Origin of the sequence: Streptomyces sp. NPDC059256, assembly GCF_042753785.1 — a bacterium.
In the GTDB taxonomy this organism is placed as follows: domain Bacteria; phylum Actinomycetota; class Actinomycetes; order Streptomycetales; family Streptomycetaceae; genus Streptomyces.
This window is the reverse complement of sequence record NZ_JBHYZO010000008.1, coordinates 247,357-271,685: the sequence shown is the minus strand read 5'-3', so window position 1 is coordinate 271,685 and position 24,329 is coordinate 247,357. Positions and strand designations below refer to the sequence as shown.

The window sequence follows — 24,329 nt, the reverse complement described above, 5'->3', positions numbered from 1 at the left end:
GGGCGCTAGCTCGATGGCTTGCTGGGACAGCCGGCGTACGAAAGGTCTCTGCACGCCGGCCGCCCGGACGTTCTTCACGCTATGGCACGGTGTGCCAAGTGACAAGACACTGCGTGCCACTAATTTCTCTCAAGTGTCATCCCGGCGACACGAATGAGCAACAGCAGGGGCCACCCCTGGTGGGATGGCCCCTGCTGTGTGTCCGGAAGGTCATGGGCGACGCACTGGTCGCCGGGTGGGTCAGCGCCCGTACGGGCCGCGGATCAGCTCCGATGCTTCAGGAGAGCGCGCTCGATGGTGCGCATCACATCGTCCAGCGGGGCATCGGTCCTGGCCACGGCCACCAGCACCTTGTCCTGGCCGGTCACCACGGCGGACGCCCCGCCCTGGGCAGTGGCACCTCGCTGCGCGTGCGTCTCCGAAGCCGGGTCCGCGGCGGTGTCCGCCCCCGGCTCGCCGACCTTGGCCCGCCCGGCTCCTATCCCCGAGCCGAACGTCTCCCGGACGATGGCGAAGGCGTGGTCGAGTTGTGCTTCCACATCGCCCTCGCCGCCCGCGCGCAGCCAACGGCGCAGCACATGGTTGTGCGCGGTGACGACCGCCGAGGCTGCGACCTCGGCCAGCAGGGGATCGTCATTGCCGTCGTGGTGGTCCCGCTCGTCGAAGTGGCCCAGAAGATAGCGCGTGAACAACCGCTCGTAGCGGGCCACCGAGGCGATCTCCCGCTCCCGCAGGGTGGGCACCTCGCGGGTCAGTCGATAGCGCTCCACGGAGACGGCGGGCGATGCCGCGTACATCCGCATGACTTCCTTGATTCCCTGGCACACGGTGTCCAACGGGTGCTCGTGCGCCGGCGCCGCGTTCAGTACCGCCTCGGCCCGCACCAGGGTGTCGTCGTGGTCCGGGAAGATGGCTTCTTCCTTGGATCGGAAGTGCCGGAAGAATGTGCGCCGGGCGACTCCCGCCGCAGCGGCGATCTCATCGACCGTGGTCGCCTCGTACCCCTTGGTCGCGAACAGTTCCATGGCCGCGGTCGCCAGTTCTCGACGCATCTTGAGCCGCTGGGCGGCAGCGCGGTTGCCCGCGGCACTTTCGGGAGCGTCTGCGGCGGACTTCGGACGGGGTGACCGACGGCTGGGGTCGGAGGGCTGGGGCATGCCCCGAACGTACTGCATCCGCGCAGGAGGGCGCGCCTTCGGGAGGCCGGTGCGGACGCCCTCGGCGGGCCCCCGCGAAGGACTCGCGGAGGCCGCCGGTGGCTGTGTGCCGGGCGGCGGGTGAAAGGGCCCGCCCCCATCGGTCCGAAGATCAGCGCCGGGCATGTTCGCGAAAGCCACGCCCTGACTTACGGCCCAGGCACCCCGCGGCGACCAGGTGTTCCAGGAGCGGCGCGGGCGCGAGCCCCGGATCGCGGAACTCCCGGTGCAGCGCCTTTTCGATCGCGAGGGACACGTCGAGCCCCACCACGTCGAGCAGTTCGAAGGGCCCCATCGGATAGCCGCCGCCCAGCTTCATGGCCGCGTCGATGTCGTCGGGGCTCGCATAGTGGTCCTCCAGCATCTTGATCGCATTGTTGAGATAGGGGAAGAGCAACGCGTTCACGATGAAGCCCGCCCGGTCGCCGCAGTCGACGGGATGCTTCTTGATCCCCGCGGTCACCGAACGCACAGTGGCGTGGACCTCGTCCGACGTGAGCACCGTACGGACGACCTCGACCAGCTTCATGGCCGGCGCGGGGTTGAAGAAGTGCATCCCGATCACGTCCTGCGGTCGGCTGGTCGCCTTCGCACAGGCCACCACGGACAGCGATGAGGTGGTGGTGGCCAAGATGGCGCCCGGTCGGCAGATCCTGTCCAGAGCGGTGAACAGTTGCCGCTTGACCTCCAGCTCCTCGGCGACGGCCTCCAGGACGAGATCCACCTCGCGGAAGGAGTCCAAGGAGCCCGACGGGGTGATCCGCCCCAGGGTGCTGTCCCGCGCCTCGGCCGTCATCCGTCCCTTGTCGACGGAACGGGACAGGGACCCTGCGATGCGGGCCTTGGCGTTCTCGGCCTTCTCCAGGGAGCGGGCGGCGATCACCACATCGTGTCCGGCCCGGGCGAAGACCTCCGCGATCCCGCTGGCCATCGTGCCCGAGCCGGCCACTCCGACCGAGCGGACCTCGCGGCCCACCGGTTCCCTCAGCCCGGGCCGCACGGTCAGTGTGTCCGGGACCACCGTGGAGGCATCGGGGTCACCCGTCGTGTCGGCAGCGGTATAGGTGTAGAAACCGCGGCCCGCCTTCCGCCCGGTCAACCCCGCCTCGGCCAGTTGTCGCAGGATCGGCGCCGGGGCGTGCAACCGGTCCTGGGACTGTGCGTACATCGCCTCCAGCACCGTGAGAGCGGTATCCACACCGATCAGGTCCAGCACCGCGAGCGGCCCCATGGGCAGCCCGCAGCCCAGTCGCATCGCCGCGTCGATGTCCTCGCGGGACGCGTACTTCGACTCGTACATCGCCGCGGCCTGGTTGAGGTAGCCGAACAGCAGCCCGTCCGCGATGAAACCGGGTCGGTCGCCGATGGAGACCGGTTCCTTTCCCAGTTCGCGGGCGAGCGCGGTGACGGCCTCGACGGCGGCCGGCGATGTGAGCACCGACGAGACCACTTCCACCAGCTTCATCACGGGCACCGGATGGAAGAAGTGCAGGCCCAGCACTCGTTCGGGGTACCGCCCTGATTCGGCGGCCAGTTGGGTGACCGACAGGGCGTTGGTTCCGGTGGCCAGGATCGTGGTGGGGCGCACCAGACCGTCCAGGGCCCGGAGGACCTGACGCTTGACCTCGTACGACTCGGTCACGACCTCGATCACCAGATCGGCTTCCGCCGCGGCTTCCAACTCGTGGAAGGTCCGGAACCGGGCCAGGACGTCCTGGCGTTCGGCCTCGGTGATCCGACCGCACCGCACCGAGCGGGCTGTGGAAGCCTCCAGCCGGGCCACGGCCCCGCGGGCGGCGCTCGGACTGATGTCGATGCCGATGACCTCGCGGCCGGATGTGGCGAGGAGTTCGGAGATGCCGGTGCCCATGGTGCCGAGGCCGACGACGGCGATGGTGCTCAGGGGGGTGTCCATCGGGGGACTCCAGGTGAGTGACGACTGAAGGGGCGGGTGCGCGCAGACCAGCTGGCACGAGGTGCCGGGGGAGGCGCGCGAAGGCGTTGGGGATGCCCCGCCGTGCGATCGCAGGACGAAAGACGTACCCAGCGAAAGACATACGGGAGGGAGGACGTACCGAACGAAGGACGCACGGAACGAAGGTCGTGCGGGGGTATCGACCAAGAGCTTCAACTGGGCGACGGCATGAGCCCGTCGCCAGCGGAGAAGGGTCGACGGGCTCTGTCCCGGAGCCTCGTCGTACGGCGATGCATGACCGACTCATGCACCGCTGGTGCTTGCCGAACCGACTGCACTCGCGGTGGCTGCGTCACCAGGCCACCGGGAGAATGCGGGGGTTACCCGCTCACTTGAGATTAACTGGCGAGTAACGAGCGCGCCAGCCCCCGACGACTGTGATCTGGGTCGCCAGCGAACCGATTCTTCGTGGCGCTACGCTGATGCCCCATGGACGAAGAGTTACGTTCGCTGGCCAGGCGCCTACGGTCCGAGTCCGGCGGATCGCCGGCCTTCGAGCAGCTGCTGACCACCGCGGACCGCGAAGAACTGGCCCGGGTCCTCATCGAATTCGAACGGCCCCTGTGGGCCAGGGAACTGGCCGCCTTCCGGCTGGGATGCGGAGAGGACCCCAGGGCGTTCGAACCGCTGGTCCTCCTGCTGAACCACCGCGACCCCGACCGCTGTGTCGCGGCAGCCCACGCACTCGCCAAGCTCGCCGACCCCCGCACCCCCCGTGCCGCCGCGGCCCTCGCGACCAACGAGCGCAGGGTCGCCTACGCCCTTGTGCCCGTTCGACTGTTGACCCGGCTGCGCGCACCGGAGTCCGCACCGGCCCTGATCACCGTGCTACGGCGCAGACTGGCCCCGGGAGATCCCCATGCGCGGGTGGCCCTCGCCTGTGTGGAGGGGCTGGGGGCTCTCGGTGACGCCCGGGCGAGGACGGTGCTGGAATCGGCCCGCTGGCATCCGAGGCTCTCGGCGGCTGCCGAAGCAGCACTCGCCCGACTGCGCTGACCCGCCCTCATCTCCCCCTTGTACGCATGGCACCTCCCTCCGCCGACCTGACAGGCCCGGGGGAGTGCCCCACGCACAGTGCCGCGGGTCCCGCAGCCGCCTTCGCGGTGCGGAGCCCGCGGCTCCCCCGATTCCCCCACCTGGACCGGAAGACCGGCGGCGGTGGGGGCGTTGATGCCCCTCGCCGGGGACGTCCCTAGTAGAGCTTGGCGACCGCGGTCTGCGTGGTCTTCTTGAAGCCCGCGAGCGGCGCACCGCTGAGGTCGCCCAACTGGCTCCAGCCGACGACGGTCACCGTGCGGCCGTCACGTCCCACCGAGTAGAGCGCGATGTCCGTCGAGCCGACCTGGGGATCGGCGGTGTCCACGCTGTAGACGTGGGCACCCTCCTCCACATTGATCTTCCCGTGGTACTTGGAGGTGCCCTTCAACCCCGGGTACTCCTGCTGGAGGCGCTTCAAGCAACCGTTGATGGAGTTGCGCAACTGGGTCACCAGCGTCTTCGCCTTGGCCTCCGTGGCGGCGACCGTGATCGTTTGGTGAGCGCTGGTGTCCAACTCCGTCTGGAACAGCCGGTGCTTGCTGGACGCCTTGGGGGCGATGTTCTTGGTGCAGAAGTCGGCAGCGGCACCCGACTTGATCGCACCGGCCGTCCACGGGGTGAGCGAGGCGGGCAGTTGCTTCGCCGTCAGGAAGGCGGGAGCGGGAGCGGGAGCCGCGGTGGCGGCGGACATCGAGGCGATCGTCATCCCGATGGCTGCGGCGGTCACGGCAGCGGTACGGAGCATGTTCATGGAAGTGCTTCCCCCTGATGATGGTTGGTGGAACGGCCATCAGCTTCAACGGCCACTCGACCGATCGGCAAGCACTCCTGCCGTGGGTGACACGATGGAACCATTCCACCCCCACTGACGTGGGATTACTCGGGAGGGTGGAACGCCGTCCTGGAACGGACCGGGGAGCTGTACGGGTGAGCACAGATGACACGGAGGCGTTCGCGCAGCGGCTGCGTGAGATGCGGGAGGCATCGGGACGCAGTTACGGGGCACTGGCGCGCCGGATGGGGGTGAGCGCATCGACCCTGCACCGGTACTGCTCCGGGCGCACCGTGCCCATGGAGTTCGCCCCCATCGAGCGACTGGCCCGACTGTGCGGATGCCGGGGCGATGACCTGGTCGCACTGCACCGCCTCTGGGTGCTCGCCGACGCCGAACGCACCAGGCGCCAACTGGCTTCGCAGGGACCGCCGAACTCCGAGCCGGGCGGACGGCCGTTGGGCCAGGGCACGGTTCCGGCACCGGGGGACCGGCCGGAGCGCGCGGCCCCGCCCTCCGGCTCGGACGCGGGGTGGGAACGGGCCGTCGAACGGCCCGCCACGGAGAACACTGCTCCGGCCGAGTCCTCGGAGGACGGCGCCGAGCAGTCGCGAGCGCCCCACCAACGACCGGCTGCGGTTGAGCAGTCCGCCCCCGGTGAGGGCGCATCGACAACGGGCCAAAACAAATCAGACCAACCTGGATCAGATCTCCATGCAACTCTCCATGCAACGGATCAGTCCAGAACCGATGGCTGTGCAGCGGATCAGTCCAGAGCGGGTCAGTCCGGAGCGGGTCGGTCTGTCGTCCATGACGCACAGGTGCCGCCCCTGGTCCCCGAGGTCACCGAAGTCATTGAGCCGGCTTCCGATTCCGAGGCACGTTCGGACGGCCGCGCGTCGGAGACGACTGTGGTGCTCGGTGCGCGTCGGCCACAGCGCCGCCACCGGGCCGTGTACGCCTCGGCCGCACTCGTGCTGACCGCGGTCGGCCTCGTTCTCCTGCTGGCCTTCGACCGTTCACCGTTCTCCCGGGCCGATCGACAGCGCACCACGGTCGAGCAGCCGGACGGCGCCCGGACCGGCCGGCCTACGTCAACCACCCCCGACGGTCGCCCGAGCGCCTCGACCCCGCCCCCGTCCCCTTCTGCGTCCGCTCCCGTCCCGTCCTCGGGTGCGCCCAAGGGTGGACCGCCGATGGCCGGTACGGGCGTGAGCGGTTCCCCGACTGCGCCCAAGGGGCGGACCACCTCCCCCGCGGCCCCAGTCGGTACGCCGTTCTCCTGGACGCTGGACCAACACGTCTGGAAGAACGAGTGCGACCACGCCTATCTCGTCGACCGGGAGCCCTCCCGGGTCCCGCCGCCCCCGGCCGAGTCCGACGCCGCGCCCTGGGCCGGCTCCCTCGGAGCGGTGCACGGTGGCGAGACCATGGTGCGGATCTCCGTCCAGGGCAAGACCGATCAGGCGGTCGTCCTGCAATCGCTCAGCGTGCGGACCGTGGCCCGTCGGACGCCTCCGCAGGAGAACGTGTATCTGATGAGCGTGGGGTGCGGCGGCTCGCTCACCCCGAGGATGTTCGACGTCGATCTCGATGCTCCGCGCCCCCTGGCCCGGTCGGTGGCCGGCAGTGACGCCGGGGTGGAGATTCCCGCGGTCTCGTTTCCCTATCGGGTCTCCGCCTCTGATCCGGAGGTCCTGCTGGTCACCGGTCGCGCCGTCCGCTGTGACTGCGACTGGTACTTGGAGTTGGAGTGGAGCAGCGGCGCACAGAGCGGAACGGTACGGATCGACGACCGCGGACGCCCGTTCCGTACCAGCGGCATCCGGGGCCTGCCGACCTATGAGTACGACACGATCGGGCGTGCCTGGCGGCTTGTGAGCGCGAGCGAGGGCAGGGGCGGGGCGGAAAGCTCCTCGCCGCAGCCCTGAACCACCGGCCGCAGGGGCACCCGTTCGGACGGGGCCTCGCGGTCGTCCCGTACTCCTAGGAGTCGGGGATCGCGCGTAGGGCACGGCGATAGCGAAGCTCCGGAATCTGTATCCCCGCCATCTCGAAGGGTTCCTCCAGGCCGTCGGGCTCAAAGCCCGCCTTGGCGTAGAAGCGGCGGGCCCTGTCGTTTCCCTCGACCACCCACAGCAGGAGTTCGTGCAGTCCCTGGTCGTGCGCCCGGGTCGTCAGTTCCGCCATCAGGGCGCGCCCCACTCCGGTCGACACCACCTCGGGGTGTGCGTAGAGCGCATAGATCTCGCCCTGCTGCGATGTGGTGCCTTCGTCCCGACAGGGGCCGAGGCAGGCCCAGCCCACGACTTCACCCGCCCGCTCGGCGACGAGATGCGTGACACGGCTCGGGCCCGCGGCGCTCAGCCAGCCCCGCACCTTCACCGCCATCTCGGCGGCGTCCATCGCGTCCAGGTACGACTGCGGCATCAGCCCCGCGTAGGCGTACTGCCATCCGCGCACCCGGATCGAGGCGACCGCGTCGCAGTCCTCGATGGTCATGTCCCTGATCCCTACGGTCATGGCCCTACCGCTCCTCGTCCCGGACCAGGGCGTACGCCTCGATCTCCACGAGCAGCTCCGGCAGGATCAGCGCGGAGACCTGGACGGCGGAGCTGGCCGGCAGCCGGTCGGGTGCGAACACCTCGTCTCGGGCGGTGCGGATGCCCGTCAGATGTTGGATGTCCGTCACGAAATAGGTGAGTTTGACCACGTCGTCCAGGCTGGCGCCTGCCGCGGCCAGGCACCGCCGGATGTTCTCGAAGACCTGCCGTGCCTGCACCTCGGGGTCATCGATGCCCACCACTGAGCGGTCCTCGTCGAAGGCGCACTGCCCGGAGACGGCGATGAACCGGCCGGTGCCCCAGACGACATGGCTGTAGCCCCGGCCCGGGGCGACACCTTCCGGAGCGGTGACATGGGTGAGGTGAGAGTTCATCCGCTCATCCTTGCCTACGCCACTGACACCGCTGGATCTGCGGTTGGTCAGACCGGCAGACCGGCAACCAACAGATCAGCAGGCCAGCAGGCCAGCGCGGGTCAGCAGGTCTACGCCGCGCGGCGAGGTCAGAGCAGGGTGAGCTGTGTCTGTTCCACCCCGGCTTCGGCATCCGCGGACGAGGGCCGGATCCGTCGTGGCATTCCTGGCCCGGTGGGGCCGATGCCGAACTCGGTCGCCAGTTCATGCACCTGGCGGGTGATGCGCCGCTGGTACCAGGTGGGCGCGTACGCCCCGTCCGCGTACAGCCGCTCATATCGGCGCACCAGAAACGGATGGTGTTCCTCCAGCCAGGCCATGAACCACTCGCGCGCCCCGGGCCGCAGATGGAGGACGAGCGGGGTGACCGAGGTGGCACCGGCCTCGGCTATTGCGCGAACCGTGGCCCGCAACTGGTCGGGGTGGTCGCCGAGGAAGGGGATGACGGGCGCCATCAGCACCCCGCAGGCGATGCCGTGGTCGGTCAGGGTGCGGACGACGTCGAGACGTCGCTCGGGCGCCGGAGTGCCCGGCTCCACCGTTCGCCAGAGCGCTTCATCGATGAATCCCACCGAGACGGAGATGCCCACATCGGTCACCTCCGCCGCCTGTACCAGCAGGTCGAGGTCGCGCAGGATCAGCGTTCCCTTGGTCAGGATCGAGAAGGGATTGGCGTAGTCGCGCAGGGCGGCGATGATGCCGGGCATCAATCCGTACCGTCCTTCCGCCCTCTGGTAGCAATCGACGTTCGTGCCCATCGCGATGTGCGCGCCGCGCCACTGACGGGAGCCGAGCTGGCGGCGGACCAGTTCGGGCGCGTTGGTCTTCACCACGATCTGGGAGTCGAAGCCGAGGCCGGTGTCGAGGTCCAGATAGCTGTGCGTCTTGCGGGCGAAGCAGTACACGCAGGCGTGGGTGCAGCCCCGATAGGGGTTCACCGTCCATTCGAACGGCATCCGGGAGGCTCCCGGCACCCGGTTGATGATCGACCGGGCCCGCACTTCGTGGAAGGTGATCCCTCTGAACTCGGGGGTGTCGAAAGTCCTGGTCGTCACGGCCGAGGTGGCGAAGAGGGCGGCGTCCTCCGTGGTCCGTGGCGCCGAAGGGGTCTCGGTCAGATGGTCCCAGCGCATGGTCGCCTCCTGAGTAGTTCCGTCCCCCACACCTAGAATAGAACAACTGTTCGCATGCGGAGTGCAAGCCTTTTGCTCCACGTCCTGGGCCGACCTCGAATGTGGGGTGGGTTGGCCCCGGATTTGGGTCGCCGCACGCAAGGTGATTGGCTAAGGCGCCCCTGGAGGCACCCCCGAACAACCGAGTGCTGGAGGAACAGCAATGGCGCAGGTCGAGTCCACGACGCAACGGACCATCGCGGCGGACGCGGCGACGGTGTTCGACACACTGGCCGACTATGAGAACACCCGTGCGAAGCTGCTGCCCGAGCAGTTCAGCGAGTACGAGGTCCGCGAAGGTGGCGACGGCGAGGGCACCCTCGTCCACTGGAAGCTCCAGGCCACCAGCAAGCGAATCCGGGACTGTCTGCTCGAAGTCACCGAGCCGACCGACGGCCAGCTGATCGAGAAGGACCGCAACTCCTCCATGGTCACCACCTGGACGGTCACCCCGGCCGGTGAGGGCTCCTGCCAGGCTGTCGTCACCACGGTCTGGACCGGTGCCGGCGGCATCGGCGGATTCTTCGAGAAGACCTTCGCGCCCAAGGGCCTCGCCCGCATCTACGACCTGGTGCTCGCCAACCTCGCCACCGAGGTCGAGAAGGAGGCGAAGCGGTAGCCCTCCCGTTCGGATCGTCGTAACACTCATTTCTTCGAGTGGTTTTCCCGCGGGGCCGTGCTGCGCCGGGTGCGCCGTGGACCGCGGGAAAGCCTCTGTCGGCCCCCCGTGCGCACCGGGCCGATCCGGTTTCCCCGGTCCTTCGCCCCTGGTAGGGCCTCCGCGCCCGTGAAGGAGCGAACAGGACGCCGGGACGCAGAAGCACAAGGTCCTGACCCCGGGGTCGCGGACCGTACTCCAGGCCCGCCCGCGTTCGCCGTGGGAGGCGTCTATGATCCTCCCGGGCAGCTCACTGCCGACGACCGCCCGCCTCGATGGCCCCGGTAAGTCGAGTGACGGTTCGTACCGCACACTTGCCCTGGGAACGCACAGGCGATAGACCCCTGTTGACGTTTTGTCATATCCCTGGGGGGCTGGCCATGAGCGTGACGAGCCGATATCGGGATGCCTGGGAAGGATTCTGGGCCGAGGTGCCCGATGAGCCGGGAGCCGTCTTCTGGGACGCCGAGCCCGCGCTGACGGCGAGCCGCCATCTGGCGCGCTACGAACCACTGGTGGAGGACGCCGGCCTCACCATGGTCGACCTGGGCTGCGGCAACGGCACCCAGGCCCGTTTCCTCGCCGACAGATTCCCCGCGGTACTGGGTCTCGACCTCGCGGACGCGGCGATCGACCTGGCTCGACGGCAGCAGGAGAAGGCCAGACCGTCCCGGTGTTCGGGGCTGCTCTCCTTCCGGACGTTCGACGCCGTGGACATGGAGTCGGTCGCCCGGTTGCACGAGGAGGTGGGCGACTGCAACGTCTATGTGCGCGGGGTGCTCCACCAGGCAGACCCCGGAGATCGGCAACATCTCGCGGAGGCGGTCGGCCTGCTGGTGGGTGAGCGTGGACGCGCCTTCGTGGTGGAGTTGACGGAGGTCGCCGGGACCCGGCTCGCCCAGCTCGTCAGTTCGCCGTCGGGGCCGCCGGCCAAACTCCTGCCGGTGTTCCGGCACGGGATCGTGCCCAGTGCACTGCCGGACGAGGAACTGATCGAGCTCTTCGCCCGGTCCGGGCTCTCGACCTTGGCGAGCGGCGATCTGCCTCTGATCACGACGGAGTACGAACTCGACGGCTCTCGCGTCGAACTACCGTCGAAGTGGCTCGTCCTGGGGCGTCCCCGCTGAAGGGCTGTGGCAGGTCCCGTCCGTGCGTCGGGCGGGACCGTCGTTCCACAGACGGGTGTCGCCGGATGTATGGATGTCCTGAATCCAGCTGCGCCGAGTTCGCCTGACCTGGGCCGGGCCTGGTCGTACGGGCACTCTGCTCCCGTACGACCAGGTTTCGCCCCACCCGGTGCGTCTATGGACTGCGTCGATCCGCGGCCACGGCGAGACACGCGGCGATCAGCACCACGTTCTTGATGATGTACTGCCCCTCCAGGGTCGGGGTGCCCATCTGCCCGTTCCACATCTCGTCCGGCAGGATGAACAGCGCGGCGAAGACTCCCGTCATATGGAGGAAGAACGCCGTCAGGACCAGGCGCAACAGGACTCCGGATATCAGTCCCACGCCGATCGCGGTCTCGAAGAGCGCGAGCAACGGCCTGGAGAACTCCGGTGGTACGAGATCAAAGGTCAGTACGCTCATGGTCCGGGTGGCGACGTCCTCCGCCGGGCTCGCCGCCGGTACGAACTTCATCACTCCGAACCAGAAGAAGACCAGTCCGACAGAGATCCTGAGCACGGTGGTGCTGTGTACCTGATAGCGGGCCAGCGCGGCGCCGATCAGGGGTTTGCTGCGTCGTCGTCTCCCCGTCGGGGTCATCACCAGGGGCCGTTCGGCCATCCGCCGGGTGGTGCTGCTGGTCCGTTCGGTGTAGCTCATCGTGTCCGTCCTTCCCGATGGCGCCGTCCCGGCTCCCGATGTCCCGAACTCACCGTGGGAGCGGTCCGCCAACGCCTCGGTCTCGTGTCATTCCTGACGATCGCTCGTGGGGTGCGACCGCCGGTCTTGCGCGCATGGGAAACGGCGACTGCCCTGCTGGCCGATCCGGCTGGTCCGTCCGGTCACCGGCAGGGAACCGGAGGGCATGACGGCCATGGCAGGGCAATCCCGCGGTGATGCGCTGTGTGCGTGTTTCTGGGGCTAGATGGCGCCCTTACCGATCGGTGGCCGGGCAGAGCGGCGGCGGTGGGGGCCGCCGACGCCCTGCGATGGCCACGGTGACGACCGCCCGGAACGAGGGACTCGCGCAGGAGCCGGGGCGGGCGCCGTGGGTGACTGCGGTCTCGCAGTGGGACGTGATGGCACCCGGGGATGTTGGGGGAGTGCCGCCGTACGAGCGCTGATCATGTTGGGGGCATGACATTCAACGGTGTGTCGGCCAGGGGTCCGTAGTGTGGGGGCGCATGGGGGCGCCGATCGGCTCTGTGTCAAACGCATGGTTCCTCGTGGGGGGTGGGGGGATGTGACTGAGCTATGCGTTCGAATCTGGCGTCACGCTATAAGCTTCGGCCCATGTCCGTAAAGGTCTGGACCAATACCCGTTCCTTGTGTGTGTCGACCAGTTCGCGTCGACACCGCACCCGTAGTACTCCAGACCGTCTCCAGACCGGCCGTCGGACGTCATCCCAACGCAACCGCCCATAAAACCCCATGCCTGTTCATCCCGGGTGCCTCTGAACTCCCCCCGGTGCAGGGGAGGTTGCATCGGAGTGCGAGGGCGTGGGCCCGCGCCGCCCGCATCGACACACATCATCGACGTACCCCCGATGGGCTCGCGGTACCGGGTCTGGGTACGAGATGACCCATGGTTCATTGGACCGTCAGGTGCCATCCGGATGCCGCACCGCGTCTACGAGCAGGTCGTCACCGATCGGGCCGCTGCCGTGTGTCGGCGAGCAGCTCTCCGCAACCGCGCGACGAGCAGGGTCGCCTTGTCCGGCCCGGCCCTCCCTCTTGAGGTACGCATATGATTCTTCCCAGGTCAAGGTGCCATACCGTCGAGTAGGCGGGGAGGGAACGGCCTCCCGGGCGACTTGCTCGACCCCGCCGTGGCCTATTGGCTGGATCGGGCGATCGGGTGCCGTTCGGGTCATACCGCCTCCAGCGGTCGCGCCAGGACACGGCACGGGCCCAGCGCCCGCCTCGGACGGTACGGATGATCTACTCGAAGCCGATGCGACCGATGCCAACGACGGAGGTCGGTGGGTCAGCGGACCCCACTGATCCGGGAAGAGCAGGGCGAGCTGTGAAGATCCTCATCAGCGCCGACATGGAGGGCGCCACCGGTGTCACCTGGCCGGCCGATGTGCTGCCCGGCACACCCCAGTGGGAGCGTTGTCGCACCATGTTCACCTCGGATGTGAACGCGGCGGCGCTCGGCTTCTTCGACGGCGGCGCCGACGAGGTCCTGATCAACGAGGCGCACTGGTCCATGCGCAACCTGCTGCTGGAGCAGTTGGACGAGCGCGTGGAGATGCTGACGGGCCGGCATAAATCCCTCTCCATGGTGGAGGGCGTCCAGCATGGCGATGTGGACGGGATCGCCTTCATCGGCTATCACACCGCCGCCGGCGCCGAAGGAGTGCTCGCCCACACCTACCTCGCCAACTCCATCACCGGTGTCTGGCTCAACGGCACCCGCGCCAGCGAGGGCCTGCTCAACGCCCAGGTGGTCGCCGAGTACGGAGTCCCGGTCGTCCTCGTCACCGGCGACGACCTGACCTGCGTGGACGCCGACGGCTATGCACCGGACGCCCGCAAGGTCGCCGTCAAGGACCATGTCTCGCGGTACGCGGCCGTCTGCCGCACCCCCACCCGAACCGCCGCCGACATCCGCGCCGCCGCCCACCAGGCCACAGCTCTCGCCGTGCGGTACGAACCGGTGCCGGCCGGCCCCTTCACCGTGGAGTTGGAGTTCGACGCCGAACACCTCTCCGCCGCCGCCACCGTGGTCCCCGGTGTTGCGATCGACGGCGAGCGCCGCGTCTCGTACACCAACGAGACGATGTACGACACCATTCGCACGTTCAAGGCGGTCACCACCATCGTTTCGGCGGCCGTGGAGGAGCAGTATGGCTAACACGAACGCAACCGCCCAGGGCCAGGAGCCCATCGACGCAAGCCCCGTCGATGCGCAGGCCCTGGACGAGGTGGTGACCTTCACCTCCGAGTTGATCCGGATCGACACCACCAATCGGGGCGGCGGAGACTGCCGTGAGCGTCCCGCCGCCGAGTACGCGGCCGAACGGCTCGCCGCCGCGGGGCTCCAGCCCGCGATGCTGGAGCGCACCGCCGGTCGTACCAATGTCGTCGCCCGCATCGAGGGCACCGATCCCACCGCACCCGCCCTGCTGGTCCACGGCCATCTCGACGTGGTCCCCGCCGAGCCCGACGACTGGACGGTCCACCCCTTCTCGGGGGAGGTCCGCGACTCGGTGGTCTGGGGGCGCGGCGCCGTCGACATGAAGAACATGGACGCGATGATCCTGTCGGTCGTCCGGGCCTGGGAACGGGCCGGGGTGCGACCCCGCCGGGACATCGTGGTCGCCTTCACCGCCGATGAGGAGGCCAGCGCCGAGGACGGCTCCGGCTTCCTCGCCGAGAAGCACGCGGACCTCTTCGAGGGGTGCACCGAAGGGATCAGCGAATCCGGTGCCTTCAGCTTCCACGCCGGCCCCGGAATGACGCTCTACCCCATCGCCGCGGGCGAGCGGGGCACCGCCTGGCTCAAGCTCACCGCCCACGGCCGGGCGGGACACGGCTCCAAGGTCAACCGGTCGAACGCGGTCAGCAGGCTCGCTGCCGCAGTCGCCCGCATCGGCGACCACCGCTGGCCGGTCAGGCTCACCCCGACCGTCCGTGCCGCACTGGCAGAACTCGCCCGGCTGCACGGCGTACCCGCAGATGTACATGCCCCGGACTTCGACGTGGACGAGTTGATCGGCAAGCTCGGACCCGCCGCCGCACTGGTCGAACCCACCGTGCGCAACAGCACCAACCCGACCATGCTGGCTGCTGGCTACAAGATCAATGTGATCCCCGGCCATGCCACCGCCTACATCGACGGACGCATGCTGCCCGGCGCCGAAGACGAGTTCGCACAGACCATGGACCGGCTCACCGGACCCGACGTGGAGTGGGAGTTCGACCACCGCGAGGTGGCGTTGCAGGCACCGGTCGACTCCCCGACCTTCGCCAAGCTCCGCGAGGCCGTCGAACGCTTCGACCCCGACGGCCATGTGGTGCCCTACTGCATGGCCGGCGGCACCGACGCCAAGCAGTTCTCCCGCCTCGGCATCACCGGCTACGGCTTCTCACCGCTGAAGCTCCCCGCGGGATACGACTACGCGGCGATGTTCCACGGCGTCGACGAGCGGGTACCCGTCGAAGCCCTGCACTTCGGCGTCCAGGTGCTCGACCACTACCTCCGATCCGCGTGAACTCCGAGTGAAACTGCTGACAAGGGAGTCGGACATGGCACCCACCGCCGCCTTCGGTACCTGGCCGTCACCGATCGACGCCGCGCTCGCCGCCTCGCACGACGGTCGGCCCGAGTACCTCGGCACGGTCGGCGACGAACTGTGGTGGACCGCACCCCGGCCCGCGGAGGGAGGCAGACGCGCCCTGGTGCGGGGGCGAACCGACGGAGCCGAGGAATCGGTGCTCCCCGCGCCCTGGAACGTCCGCAGTCGGGTCATCGAGTACGGGGGCCACCCCTGGGCGGGCGCCCTGCGCCCCGACGGCACCCCGCTTGTCGTCTTCGTCCACTTCCCCGACCAGCGGCTCTACGCCTACGAACCGGACGTCCCCGGTGCCCAACCGTGGCCGCTCACCCCTCTCTCACCGGTCGGAGACGGCGCACGCTGGGCCGATCCGCAACTGCACCTGGACCGGGGCGAGGTGTGGTGCGTGCTGGAGGAGTTCACCGGTGCCTCCCTCACCGACGTACGCCGGGTGATCGCCGCGGTGCCGCTGGACGGCTCGGCCGCCGACGACCGCGGCGCCGTGCGCGAACTCACCGACGACCGGCACCGCTTCACCACCGGCCCGAGGCTCTCCCCCGACGGGCGGCAGGTCGCCTGGATCGTCTGGGACCATCCCCGCATGCCCTGGGACGGCACCCTGGCGATGGTGGGCGATGTCGCCCCGGACGGCCCGTTCTCCGAGGTGCGCGCGGTCGCCGGAGGCACCGAGGAATCCATCTGCCAGGTCGAGTGGGCCCCTGACGGCTCACTGCTGTTCCTGTCGGACGCCACCGGCTGGTGGGAACCGCGACGACTGACCCCCGACGCCCTGACGGAGTCCTCGGCGCAGTCCTCTCCCGTCGCGGGCGCGGGCGAGGCCCTGTGCCCGGGACGTCGCGAGGAGTTCGGCGGACCGCTGTGGAAGATCGGCCTCCAGTGGTTCAAGCCCCTGGACAACGGGCTGATCGCCGTCGTCCACGGCACCGGCACCACGGCGCTGGGCGTCCTCGACCCGGAGACCGGGGAAGTGGTGGACGCCACCGGCCCCTGGACCGAATGGGCGTCCTCCCTCGCCGTCCAGGGCGATCGGATCGTCGGTATCGCCGCCAGTCCCCGCAGCGCGTACGAGATCGTCGAACTCGACACCCGCACCGGACACACCCGGGTCATCGGCGCACCCCACGACGACCCCGTGGACCCCACGTACTACCCGGAACCCCACATCCGTACGTTCGCAGGGCCCGCAGGCCGCGCGATCCACGCGCACATCTATCCGCCGCACAGCCCCGACCGAACCGCGCCCGACGACGAACTGCCCCCGTACGTCATCTGGGCCCACGGCGGCCCCACCGGTCACTCCCCGCTCGTACTGGACCTGGAGATCGCCTACTTCACCTCCCGCGGCATCGGGGTGGCCGAGGTCAACTACGGCGGATCCACCGGATACGGCCGTGAGTACCGGGACAGCCTGCGGGAACAATGGGGCGTCGTCGACGTCGAGGACTGCGCGGCCGTCGCCCGGGCACTGGCCGCCGAGGGCACCGCCGATGCCTCGCGGCTCGCCATCCGCGGCGGCAGCGCCGGAGGCTGGACCACCGCCGCGTCCCTCGCCCACACCGATGTCTACGCCTGCGGAAGCATCAGCTACCCCGTACTGGACCTCATCGGATGGGCCGACGGCGAAACCCACGACTTCGAATCGCAGTACCTGGAATCCCTGATCGGCCCCCTCGCAGAGGTACCGGACCGCTACCGGCAGCGCTCACCGCTCCAGCACACCGACCGCATCACCACCCCCTTCCTGCTGCTCCAAGGGCTCGACGACGTCATCTGCCCGCCCGTACAAGCCGAACGGTTCCTGGGACAGATGGCGGGGCGCGGCGTTCCGCACGCCTACATCGCCTTCGACGGCGAGGGCCACGGCTTCCGCCGGGCGGACACGATGGTGCGCGCGATCGAAGCCGAAATCTCCCTCTACGCCCAGACCTTCGGCTTCGAACGGTCCGACGTTCCCCCACTGGAGCTCAAGAAGTGACCCTCACCCCCCTGACCCGGGCCGCCCGACTGCGGCCCGGGGCCAAGGTCGCCGTTGTCGCACCCAGCGGTCCGGTACCCGACGAACGGCTCGACGAGGGACTTGAGGTGCTGCGCGGTTGGGGGCTCGACCCGCTGGTCATGCCGCATGTCCGCGGTGGCCACCAGAACTTCCCGTATCTGGCGGCGACCGACCACGAGCGGGCCCGGGACCTCACCGAAGCCTGGTGCGATCCGACCGTCTCCGCCGTCCTGTGCGCCCGCGGCGGCTACGGCGCACAGCGCATGGTCGACCTACTGGACTGGACGGCGATCCGTGCCGCAGGGCCCAAGGTGTTCGCCGGCTACAGCGACATCACCGCCCTGCACGAGGCGTTCGCGACCCGGATGGGACTGGCCACCCTGCACGGCGCCATGCCAGGCGCCCTGACGTTCCTCAAGGACGAGACGACCCGGGAGTCCCTCCGGGCGACCCTCTTCGAACCGGAGTCGGTACGCGTCCTCGCACTGGAGACCGCGGGCACCCTGGTGCCCGGCCGGGCCCGCGGCATCACGCTCGGCGGTTGTGCCAGCCTCCTCGCGGCCGACCTGGGCACGCCCCACGCCCGCCCGAACGCGGCCGGTGGACTCCTGCTCCTCGAAGACGTCGGCGAGGACGACTACCGCCTCGACCGCATCCTGACCCAACTGCTGCGCTCGGGATGGCTGGACGGGGTGCAGGGCATCGCCTTGGGCTCATGGGCGGAGTGCGGACCCTATGACCGCGTACGGCGGGTACTGGTGGACCGACTCGGCGGACTCGGTGTCCCCGTCGTCGAGGAACTGGGATTTGGCCACGGAGGGCAGAACCTCACCATGCCGCTCGGCGTGGCTGCGGTGCTGGACGCGGACGCGGCGACCCTGACCCTGGACGAGCCGGCCCTGCTCTGAACGCCCGCCTTGCCTCAAACGCCCGCCCTGCTCTCAACGCCAGCCCGGTGGAGTGGGCCCACTCGGGGCGGTGGGAGCGGATTCGGGGGTACGCTGCGGCCGTGCCTTGAGCCATGGCGTTCCGCATGGTGGGACGGTGCGGGCGCGTAGACGTTCGCAAAGGTGGCGTGTACTGATCGTCGGGGTGGCACGATGAGCATATGAAGGGGCAGTTGGAGTCGTGGAGCGCACGGCGGACCCGCCCTGTCCCCAGCACGGTCGTCCACCCCGCGAGCGGCGGACACGCCGCGAACCTCACCCGGACCGGCTCACTCGAAGACGAGCCGCACCTTCGCATCGATCCGCCTCGGCCATATCGCCCACAGCCGCTGCACATGGTGGTGGCGCTGCTCCTGGCCACGACCGGCGGTGCCCTGACGCTGTGGCGCGTCGATCCGCACTGGACCGGGCCCCTCTGGCTCGGCGGTGGTGTGCTCGCCATCGGGCTCTGGCAGTTGACCCGTGCGGCATGGTCCAGACGCGGCCGTGACTTCGACCTCGGCGCCGATCGGCTCGACCTGGCCGCCGCACGACTAGGCGACTGGCTGCGCACGGCCTACGACCAGGAAGAACGGCGCGCTCGCCTCCACGATCCGATCCCCCTCCAGGTCCGCTGGCGCGCTGCCGACCCACGGCTGTCGGACCATGTGGCGAGCATCAGCCGGGGCAGCAGTCAAATGCCCGACCTCGGCGGAGAGTTCGACGACATCAACGACGTCTTCGCGCGGCTGCCATCGCGTCGACTGGTGGTGCTCGGCGCCACGGGGGCCGGGAAGTCGGTGCTGGCCCTGCGCTTCGCCCGGCGCGCCCTGGGCAAGGGGCCCGTGCCGGTGATCCTCCCGTTGGCCTGTTGGCAGCCGGGGCGCCAGTCCCTGTGGCAGTGGGCGGCCGAGTACATCGCCGACCGACACCCCCGGCTCGCCGGCCCTGACGAGGAGCGGCGGGCGCTCGCCTCCGCGCTGCTGCGCAGCGGTCGTATCCTGCCCGTGCTCGACGGATGGGACGACATCCCGACCGCGCTTCGGCCCGGTGCGCTCGCCGAGTTCCAGGCCACCCTGCGCCCCGCCGCGGGATTCGTGCTCACGAGCCGTACGGACGCCTACCGGAGCACCGTCGCAGGCAGTCAGGTCCTGACCGCTGCCGCCGTCGTGGAACTGGAGCGGCTCACCGTCGCCCAACTGGCCGAATACCTACCGCGTACGAGCCGGCCCACCAGCGCCGCCGGCCGCATAGCCCCCCAGTGGGACCCCGTCCTCGACCGGCTCCGCACCGATGGGACCAGCACCGGGACGAACCGTGGGACCACCGATGAGGCCGAGCTTGGCGAAGGGGCCGCCGATCGGCTGCGCAGCGTCCTCTCCACTCCCCTCATGGTCGCGCTCGCCCGCGCCTCCTACAGCGACACCCGCGCCGATCCCGCGGAACTGCTCCACGACACCGAGAAGTTCCCCGACGCCGACACCATCCGGGCCCACCTCTTCGACCGCTTCCTGCCCTCCGTCTACCAGGGCCCGCTCGCCGACCGCAGTTGGAACCCGGTCGCGGCAGAGCGCTGGCTGCGCTTCCTCGCCCGCCATGTGCGCGCCGGCGGCACGCAGGAACTGGAGTGGTGGCGGCTCGATCTGGCCGCTCCCCGCTGGACGGGGCCGCTGGGATTCCTGCCGGCCATCGCCGCCATGACCGCCGTCGTCTACGGGATCGGCCTGGGCGCCGCCCGTACGACCGTTGCCCCCGGCGGCACGGTCTGGCCGACCCTGGCGCTCCTGGCGTTGATCGCCCTGGTGCTGGGGTGGCGGGTGATCGACGCAGCCGTGCTGCCGGCGCCACGGCGTTGGCGCGCCCGGCTCTCCCGCCCGCTGCCGCTGACCGAGCCCGCGGACACCACGGCGGCCAGCACCCCCTGGCAACTGCTCGGGCAGGACCGGACCGCGGCCTTCCTCACCGGGGTACAGCGACCGCTCGGCCAGGACGGCTGGCTCGGCGCGCTGCGCACCGCACTGATCCTCACCCCGATCGCCGTACTGCTGTGGTTGCTGTCCGCGGGAGCCGACCAGAGCGGGGACCGGGCCTGGGCCGCCCCCGTACTGTTGGGGTTGATCGCCTGGCTGCTGTACGGAGTCGCCCTCTCGGCCTGGGGGCGTTACACCGTGGCGCGCATCTACCTCGCGGCCCGGGGCGAACTGCCGTGGCAGCTGAGCGCGTTCCTGCACGATGCGCACCGCCGCGGCGTACTACGACAGAGCGGTGGCCGCTACCGCTTCCGCCATGGAGCACTCCTGAACCGGCTCGCGGGGGATGACCTCCCGCGGCGGGCCGCACCCCCGCGCGGCAAGCGCCGTGTCAACCGGGCCGCCCTGGAGATCGGTGCCGGGCTGACCATCATGGTCTGGCTGTTCGCCGCTGCGGTGCACACCCTCGGCCCGCCCGGACCCGTGCACACCGTGGCGTCGGCGTGCTCCCTGCTCACCCCCGGCCAACTCGCGCCCGCGATGAGCGACCCGCACAGCCAACCGGACCGTCGAATCGGGGGCCCGGATCGGTGCCGGTGGACCGAACTCGCGCCCTTCCACCGCGATGTCCGCGTGGAGTTGACCGTCACCGTCGAGCGGCCCGACGGTGGGCGGAGTGCTCTCACCGTGGCCGACCGCCGGGTGCAGTCCCATCGCGGCGACCGGCTCAGCGGAGTGGGCGACGCGGCAGAGATCCGCTCCGACGACCTGCGGCCGGGAGAGGCCACGGCGTCGGTACGGGCCCGGGCCAAGAACGTCGTCGTGGACCTCCACTACCGCGAACAGGCGTCCGACCGGCCCCGGGTCGCCTCCATGGCGGGCATCCTGACCCGTCAGGTGCTGCACAACGCCGGACTCGGCCCTTCCCCGGGCACCGCCCTCGACGCCGTATCCAGCCCCCCGCTGTCGGCGCAGTCCAAGTACCTGCGCTACCGCAAGGAGGGCCCGCGCTCGCTCGCGGGCCCGGTCTGGCAGCCGAACGACCGCTCCCAACTGCTGGAACTGGAAGGCTTCCCCTTCGTCTTCCGGGGGCCGCCGATGGAGTGCGAGCGCGGTCCGGTGTGCCGGACCGAATCCGTCGACTCCGCCACGGCCGTCGGATCGCTCCACGGCCGGCTGACCGCTGACCTGCGCCCGTGCGGTGCCGCGCCCTGCGACGGCGAGGCCATCGAGCGCTACCTCGATGCCGTCTCCACCCGGCGCACCACGGCGACCGACTGGTCGTGGGCGGATGCCACGACTGTCATCGCCGACTTCTCCTGCCGGGACGAGCCGACCACCGACCGGCCGGATCCGGACGGGCTGCGCTGTGTCGAGTTGGTACGTGCCTTCAGCCTGGACGGTCGCCACTACCTGCTGGGGCTGCGGACCGTGGTCGCCGAGGAACACGCGGATGTGATGCGCAAGACCGTCAATGACATCTACACCCAGAGCCGACCGCCGGCGCAGCCGCGGGGTTGATCGGTCACCACCAGGAACGCAGCACGGTCATGGGCTGGCTGCTGCGGCCTCGGGGGAGCGGGGCGCTCCGCGGCCGGTAGGGGCCGACGGAGCGCCCGGGAGCCGTTGCGAGCGGCGCTCGGTCAGCTGGCCGACGTGGCGGTCAGCGCTGCGTACCCCGGGCGGATGACCTCGTCGATCAGTCGACGGCGCTCCGGCAGGGGGAGGAAGGCGGACTCGACCGCGGCGACGGTGAACTCCTCGAAGACCTCGGGCCCGTACCCGAAGGCACGCACCATGTGCTCGAACTCCTGGCTCATGGTGGTACCGGAGACCAGGCGGTTGTCCGTGTTGAGCGTGACGCGGAAGCCGAGGCGGCGCAGCAGATCGATGGGGTGGGTGGCGTAGTCCTTCGCGGCGCCCGTCTGGAGGTTGGAGGTCGGGCAGACCTCCAGGGCGATGCGGTTGTCCCGGACGTAGGAGGCCAGCCGGCCGAGGTCGGCCGTGCCGTCCTCGTGGACCACGATGTCGTCGGTGATGCGCACGCCGTGTCCGATCCGCTCCGCACCGCAGACCTGTACGGCTTCATGGATGGACTCGGCGCCGACGGCTTCGCCGGCGTGGATGGTGAAGTGGCAGTTGTGTTGCTTGAGGTGCTGGAAGGCCGGCAGATGACGGGCCGGGGGATTGCCGATCTCACCACCGGCGATGTCGAAGCCGGCCACTCCGCGGTCGCGATGGGCGACGGTGAGCTCGGCTATCTCCAGTGAACGGTCGGTGTGCCGCATCCCGGTGAGCAGGGCGCGGACCGTGATCCGTCCGCCCGTATGGCGCTCGCCCTCACGGAAACCGGCGTTCACCGCGTCCACGACCTCGTCCAGGGTCAGACCGCGCTCCAGATGCTGTTCGGGCGCGTACCGCACCTCGGCGTAGACGACCCCGTCCGCAGCGAGGTCCACCGCGCACTCGGCCGCCACCCGCTCCAGGGCGTCCCGGGTCTGCATCACCGCACAGGTGTGGGCGAAGGTCTCCAGATAGCGTTCCAGCGAACCGGAGTCCGCCGCGTCGCGGAACCAGTCGGCCAGCGCCGCGGGGTCCTCGGTGGGCAGTCCCCGGTAGTCGTGCTCCCGCGCCAGCTCGATGATGGTGGCGGGGCGCAGACCACCGTCGAGATGGTCATGGAGAACAGCCTTGGGCGCGCGGGTGATGTCAGACAAGTGCATGCAGCGGGAGTGTACGGCACCTCTCGATGCGGCGCCGTGACGGCCGTCTCCCCCTGCGGGTGCCCCCCAGAGCGGGCGCGCGGGCAGGCCGGCGTGCGGGTGGGGCGCCCGCAGGGGGCAGCCGCCGGGGTTGGGGGACAGCCCGTCGGCGGGTCAGCCCGACTGCACGATCGGGAGGGCGGGGGCGCCCGTCGGCAACATGTGCTTGGCGGCGAGTACGGGCACGCCGTCCACCCGCACCACCTGTGTGATCAGCACCGCAGGGGTCTGCGGTGCCCGGTCCAACTGCTCGCCGCGGCGTCGGCCGAGCAGGGTCGCGGTCACCGTGCTGTGTCCGGCGAGCGGCAGGGCGCGCGAGGCTCCGACCAGCGCGGCGAGCATGGAACCCGCCTCGCCCGCGGCCGACCGCAGCGCCTCGGCGAAGGCGGGGTGCGCGCGTTCCAGCACACCGTCCGGAGCGGCCCACTCCTGGCTCAGCGCCGCGGCCGTGCCCTCCGCCTCCAGCACGGATTCCCAGAACCGCAGTTCACTGTCGGCCGGGGCGAGCAACTGCCCGGTGGTGAAGTCGGTCGGCTCCTCCACGGCCCTCAGCAGCGGACGCACCCGTACCGGCGTACTGCCGGAGAGCGTCTCCTCCAGTGGCTGGATGCGCTCATGGCCCCGGCGCGGTGGGCTGAGGTTGACCGTCCGGCCCACCCCGCGGCGCACGGTCAGCAACCCGTCCTCCTGGAGGAGCAGCAGCGCCTCGCGCAGCGCCGGCCTGCTGACCCCGAGCTCGCTCGCCAACCGGGGCTCCGACGGCAGGGTGCAGCCAGGGGGATAGACCCCCTCGTGGATGGCGTCGGCGATGCGCTCGTACAGCGCCACGACCGGTCGGCGCTGAGGTCGGTTGACGGCCACGGTCCGCTCCTCGCACACGAAGTCACCGGGATCATCGGAGATCACGGGCTGAGGCCCAAGCTTGTCAGACAACGGGGACCCTGCTACTTGTCAGACAGCATGCACCTTCTGCCGTGCGTTGGGTCGCGCAGGTCGCGCAGTTCTTGTGGTTCCTGCAGTTCTTGTGGTTCCTGCGGTTCCTGCGGTTCCTGCAGCTCATGTGCGGCTCATGCGGGTCGTCGATGCGGGCCTGCCCTCACCCGAACGGACCGCTCCACCGCACCGCACCGCACGGCACGGACCATCCTGGTGCCATGAGCGCTCAGGATGCATCGAGAGGCAGGAAGAGGGGCTTCAGGGATCGGCTGACGCCGGCGCGGATCGCGGTCGGCGTGCTCACGATCCTGGCCATCATCTTCATCTTCGAGAACACCCGGGAGGTCAAGATCCGACTCCTGATTCCCGAAGTCACCATGCCGCTCTACTTCGCCCTGCTGGCGATGTTCGTGATCGGTGCACTGTGCGGTGGGTACTTCTTCCGTCGACGTCCCCGCTGAGGCCGGCCGCTCACGCACC

19 protein-coding genes are annotated in these 24,329 nt (G+C 69.9%); 10 read left to right on the top strand and 9 right to left on the bottom strand.

Translation table 11 applies throughout. The features are described 5' to 3' along the window. Positions 1-263: 263 nt before the first annotated feature. Positions 264-1,175 carry a TetR family transcriptional regulator gene (locus ACFXJL_RS20465; RefSeq protein ID WP_384694336.1) on the bottom strand — a complete coding sequence of 304 codons (912 nt, stop codon included), beginning with the start codon at positions 1,173-1,175 and terminating at the stop codon, positions 264-266. Positions 1,176-1,308: 133 nt separating this feature from the next. Then, on the bottom strand, positions 1,309-3,111 hold the full coding sequence (locus ACFXJL_RS20460) for a 3-hydroxyacyl-CoA dehydrogenase family protein (protein ID WP_384694333.1): 1,803 nt from the start codon (positions 3,109-3,111) through the stop codon (positions 1,309-1,311). A gap of 489 nt (positions 3,112-3,600) precedes the next feature. On the opposite strand from ACFXJL_RS20460, the gene ACFXJL_RS20455 reads away from it, so the two are divergent. Further along, positions 3,601-4,167, top strand: a complete 567-nt coding sequence (locus tag ACFXJL_RS20455) for an adenylosuccinate lyase (RefSeq protein WP_358877858.1) — start codon at positions 3,601-3,603, stop codon at positions 4,165-4,167. Positions 4,168-4,363: 196 nt separating this feature from the next. Here the strand turns inward: ACFXJL_RS20455 and ACFXJL_RS20450 are convergent, their stop codons facing one another. Beyond that, positions 4,364-4,960: a hypothetical protein gene (locus ACFXJL_RS20450; protein ID WP_384694330.1), complete on the bottom strand. Its 597-nt coding sequence runs from the start codon at positions 4,958-4,960 to the stop codon at positions 4,364-4,366. A gap of 176 nt (positions 4,961-5,136) precedes the next feature. On the opposite strand from ACFXJL_RS20450, the gene ACFXJL_RS20445 reads away from it, so the two are divergent. Then, positions 5,137-6,912 carry a helix-turn-helix domain-containing protein gene (locus tag ACFXJL_RS20445; RefSeq protein WP_384694327.1) on the top strand — a complete coding sequence of 592 codons (1,776 nt, stop codon included), beginning with the start codon at positions 5,137-5,139 and terminating at the stop codon, positions 6,910-6,912. Positions 6,913-6,967: 55 nt separating this feature from the next. On the opposite strand, the gene ACFXJL_RS20440 is transcribed toward ACFXJL_RS20445, so the two are convergent. The 3 genes from ACFXJL_RS20440 to ACFXJL_RS20430 form a co-directional block, all read right to left on the bottom strand. Further along, positions 6,968-7,504, bottom strand: coding sequence for a GNAT family N-acetyltransferase (locus ACFXJL_RS20440; protein ID WP_358877855.1), 537 nt, complete (start codon positions 7,502-7,504; stop codon positions 6,968-6,970). A 4-nt stretch (positions 7,505-7,508) separates the two neighbouring features. After that, complete coding sequence (locus ACFXJL_RS20435) at positions 7,509-7,919, bottom strand: RidA family protein (protein WP_358877854.1); 411 nt, start codon at positions 7,917-7,919, stop codon at positions 7,509-7,511. Positions 7,920-8,047: 128 nt separating this feature from the next. Continuing rightward, complete coding sequence (locus ACFXJL_RS20430; protein WP_358877853.1) at positions 8,048-9,091, bottom strand: Rv2578c family radical SAM protein; 1,044 nt, start codon at positions 9,089-9,091, stop codon at positions 8,048-8,050. A gap of 202 nt (positions 9,092-9,293) precedes the next feature. On the opposite strand from ACFXJL_RS20430, the gene ACFXJL_RS20425 reads away from it, so the two are divergent. Beyond that, positions 9,294-9,749 (top strand): SRPBCC family protein, encoded by a 456-nt coding sequence (locus ACFXJL_RS20425; protein ID WP_384694322.1) that lies wholly within the window; start codon positions 9,294-9,296, stop codon positions 9,747-9,749. 419 nt (positions 9,750-10,168) lie between these two features. After that, positions 10,169-10,915 (top strand): class I SAM-dependent methyltransferase, encoded by a 747-nt coding sequence (locus tag ACFXJL_RS20420; RefSeq protein ID WP_358877851.1) that lies wholly within the window; start codon positions 10,169-10,171, stop codon positions 10,913-10,915. Between the two features lie 175 nt (positions 10,916-11,090). Here ACFXJL_RS20420 and ACFXJL_RS20415 read toward each other — a convergent pair whose 3' ends face one another. Next, positions 11,091-11,615, bottom strand: a complete 525-nt coding sequence (locus ACFXJL_RS20415) for a DoxX family protein (RefSeq protein ID WP_329024841.1) — start codon at positions 11,613-11,615, stop codon at positions 11,091-11,093. A 1,366-nt stretch (positions 11,616-12,981) separates the two neighbouring features. Here ACFXJL_RS20415 and ACFXJL_RS20410 point away from each other — a divergent pair. The 5 genes from ACFXJL_RS20410 to ACFXJL_RS20390 all read left to right on the top strand — a co-directional run bounded on the left by ACFXJL_RS20410 (position 12,982) and on the right by ACFXJL_RS20390 (position 21,672). Continuing rightward, positions 12,982-13,815, top strand: coding sequence for a M55 family metallopeptidase (locus ACFXJL_RS20410; protein WP_358877850.1), 834 nt, complete (start codon positions 12,982-12,984; stop codon positions 13,813-13,815). Continuing rightward, the gene (locus ACFXJL_RS20405; protein WP_384694318.1) at positions 13,808-15,175 is read left to right on the top strand and encodes a M20/M25/M40 family metallo-hydrolase; all 1,368 of its coding nucleotides are present in this window, start codon (positions 13,808-13,810) and stop codon (positions 15,173-15,175) included. The genes ACFXJL_RS20410 and ACFXJL_RS20405 overlap by 8 nt, the downstream gene beginning before the upstream one ends. Positions 15,176-15,209: 34 nt before the next feature. Next, positions 15,210-17,234 (top strand): prolyl oligopeptidase family serine peptidase, encoded by a 2,025-nt coding sequence (locus tag ACFXJL_RS20400; RefSeq protein ID WP_384694315.1) that lies wholly within the window; start codon positions 15,210-15,212, stop codon positions 17,232-17,234. Further along, entirely contained in the window at positions 17,231-18,163 is a 933-nt protein-coding gene (locus tag ACFXJL_RS20395) for an LD-carboxypeptidase (protein WP_384694312.1), read from the top strand. The genes ACFXJL_RS20400 and ACFXJL_RS20395 overlap by 4 nt, the downstream gene beginning before the upstream one ends. Positions 18,164-18,363: 200 nt before the next feature. Then, positions 18,364-21,672, top strand: coding sequence for an NACHT domain-containing protein (locus ACFXJL_RS20390; protein ID WP_384694309.1), 3,309 nt, complete (start codon positions 18,364-18,366; stop codon positions 21,670-21,672). A 122-nt stretch (positions 21,673-21,794) separates the two neighbouring features. Here ACFXJL_RS20390 and ACFXJL_RS20385 read toward each other — a convergent pair whose 3' ends face one another. Further along, on the bottom strand, positions 21,795-22,874 hold the full coding sequence (locus ACFXJL_RS20385) for an adenosine deaminase (RefSeq protein ID WP_384694307.1): 1,080 nt from the start codon (positions 22,872-22,874) through the stop codon (positions 21,795-21,797). A gap of 153 nt (positions 22,875-23,027) precedes the next feature. Next, entirely contained in the window at positions 23,028-23,774 is a 747-nt protein-coding gene (locus ACFXJL_RS20380; protein ID WP_384694304.1) for a GntR family transcriptional regulator, read from the bottom strand. A 293-nt stretch (positions 23,775-24,067) separates the two neighbouring features. Between ACFXJL_RS20380 and ACFXJL_RS20375 the strand changes: the two genes are divergently transcribed. Next, positions 24,068-24,310, top strand: coding sequence for a LapA family protein (locus tag ACFXJL_RS20375; protein WP_329024852.1), 243 nt, complete (start codon positions 24,068-24,070; stop codon positions 24,308-24,310). The last annotated feature ends 19 nt before the right edge of the window (positions 24,311-24,329 follow it).

Bases quoted from the DNA above. Each gene is read 5' to 3' on its own strand.
- ACFXJL_RS20430 (WP_358877853.1), bottom strand. From the start codon at position 9,091: ATGCGCTGGGACCATCTGACCGAGACCCCTTCGGCGCCACGGACCACG.
- ACFXJL_RS20405 (WP_384694318.1), top strand. From the start codon at position 13,808: ATGGCTAACACGAACGCAACCGCCCAGGGCCAGGAGCCCATCGACGCA.
- ACFXJL_RS20440 (WP_358877855.1), bottom strand. From the start codon at position 7,504: ATGACCGTAGGGATCAGGGACATGACCATCGAGGACTGCGACGCGGTC.
- ACFXJL_RS20425 (WP_384694322.1), top strand. From the start codon at position 9,294: ATGGCGCAGGTCGAGTCCACGACGCAACGGACCATCGCGGCGGACGCG.
- ACFXJL_RS20375 (WP_329024852.1), top strand. From the start codon at position 24,068: ATGAGCGCTCAGGATGCATCGAGAGGCAGGAAGAGGGGCTTCAGGGAT.
- ACFXJL_RS20465 (WP_384694336.1), bottom strand. From the start codon at position 1,175: ATGCAGTACGTTCGGGGCATGCCCCAGCCCTCCGACCCCAGCCGTCGG.
- ACFXJL_RS20390 (WP_384694309.1), top strand. From the start codon at position 18,364: ATGAAGGGGCAGTTGGAGTCGTGGAGCGCACGGCGGACCCGCCCTGTC.
- ACFXJL_RS20435 (WP_358877854.1), bottom strand. From the start codon at position 7,919: ATGAACTCTCACCTCACCCATGTCACCGCTCCGGAAGGTGTCGCCCCG.
- ACFXJL_RS20450 (WP_384694330.1), bottom strand. From the start codon at position 4,960: ATGAACATGCTCCGTACCGCTGCCGTGACCGCCGCAGCCATCGGGATG.
- ACFXJL_RS20415 (WP_329024841.1), bottom strand. From the start codon at position 11,615: ATGAGCTACACCGAACGGACCAGCAGCACCACCCGGCGGATGGCCGAA.
- ACFXJL_RS20455 (WP_358877858.1), top strand. From the start codon at position 3,601: ATGGACGAAGAGTTACGTTCGCTGGCCAGGCGCCTACGGTCCGAGTCC.
- ACFXJL_RS20460 (WP_384694333.1), bottom strand. From the start codon at position 3,111: ATGGACACCCCCCTGAGCACCATCGCCGTCGTCGGCCTCGGCACCATG.
- ACFXJL_RS20385 (WP_384694307.1), bottom strand. From the start codon at position 22,874: ATGCACTTGTCTGACATCACCCGCGCGCCCAAGGCTGTTCTCCATGAC.
- ACFXJL_RS20400 (WP_384694315.1), top strand. From the start codon at position 15,210: ATGGCACCCACCGCCGCCTTCGGTACCTGGCCGTCACCGATCGACGCC.
- ACFXJL_RS20420 (WP_358877851.1), top strand. From the start codon at position 10,169: ATGAGCGTGACGAGCCGATATCGGGATGCCTGGGAAGGATTCTGGGCC.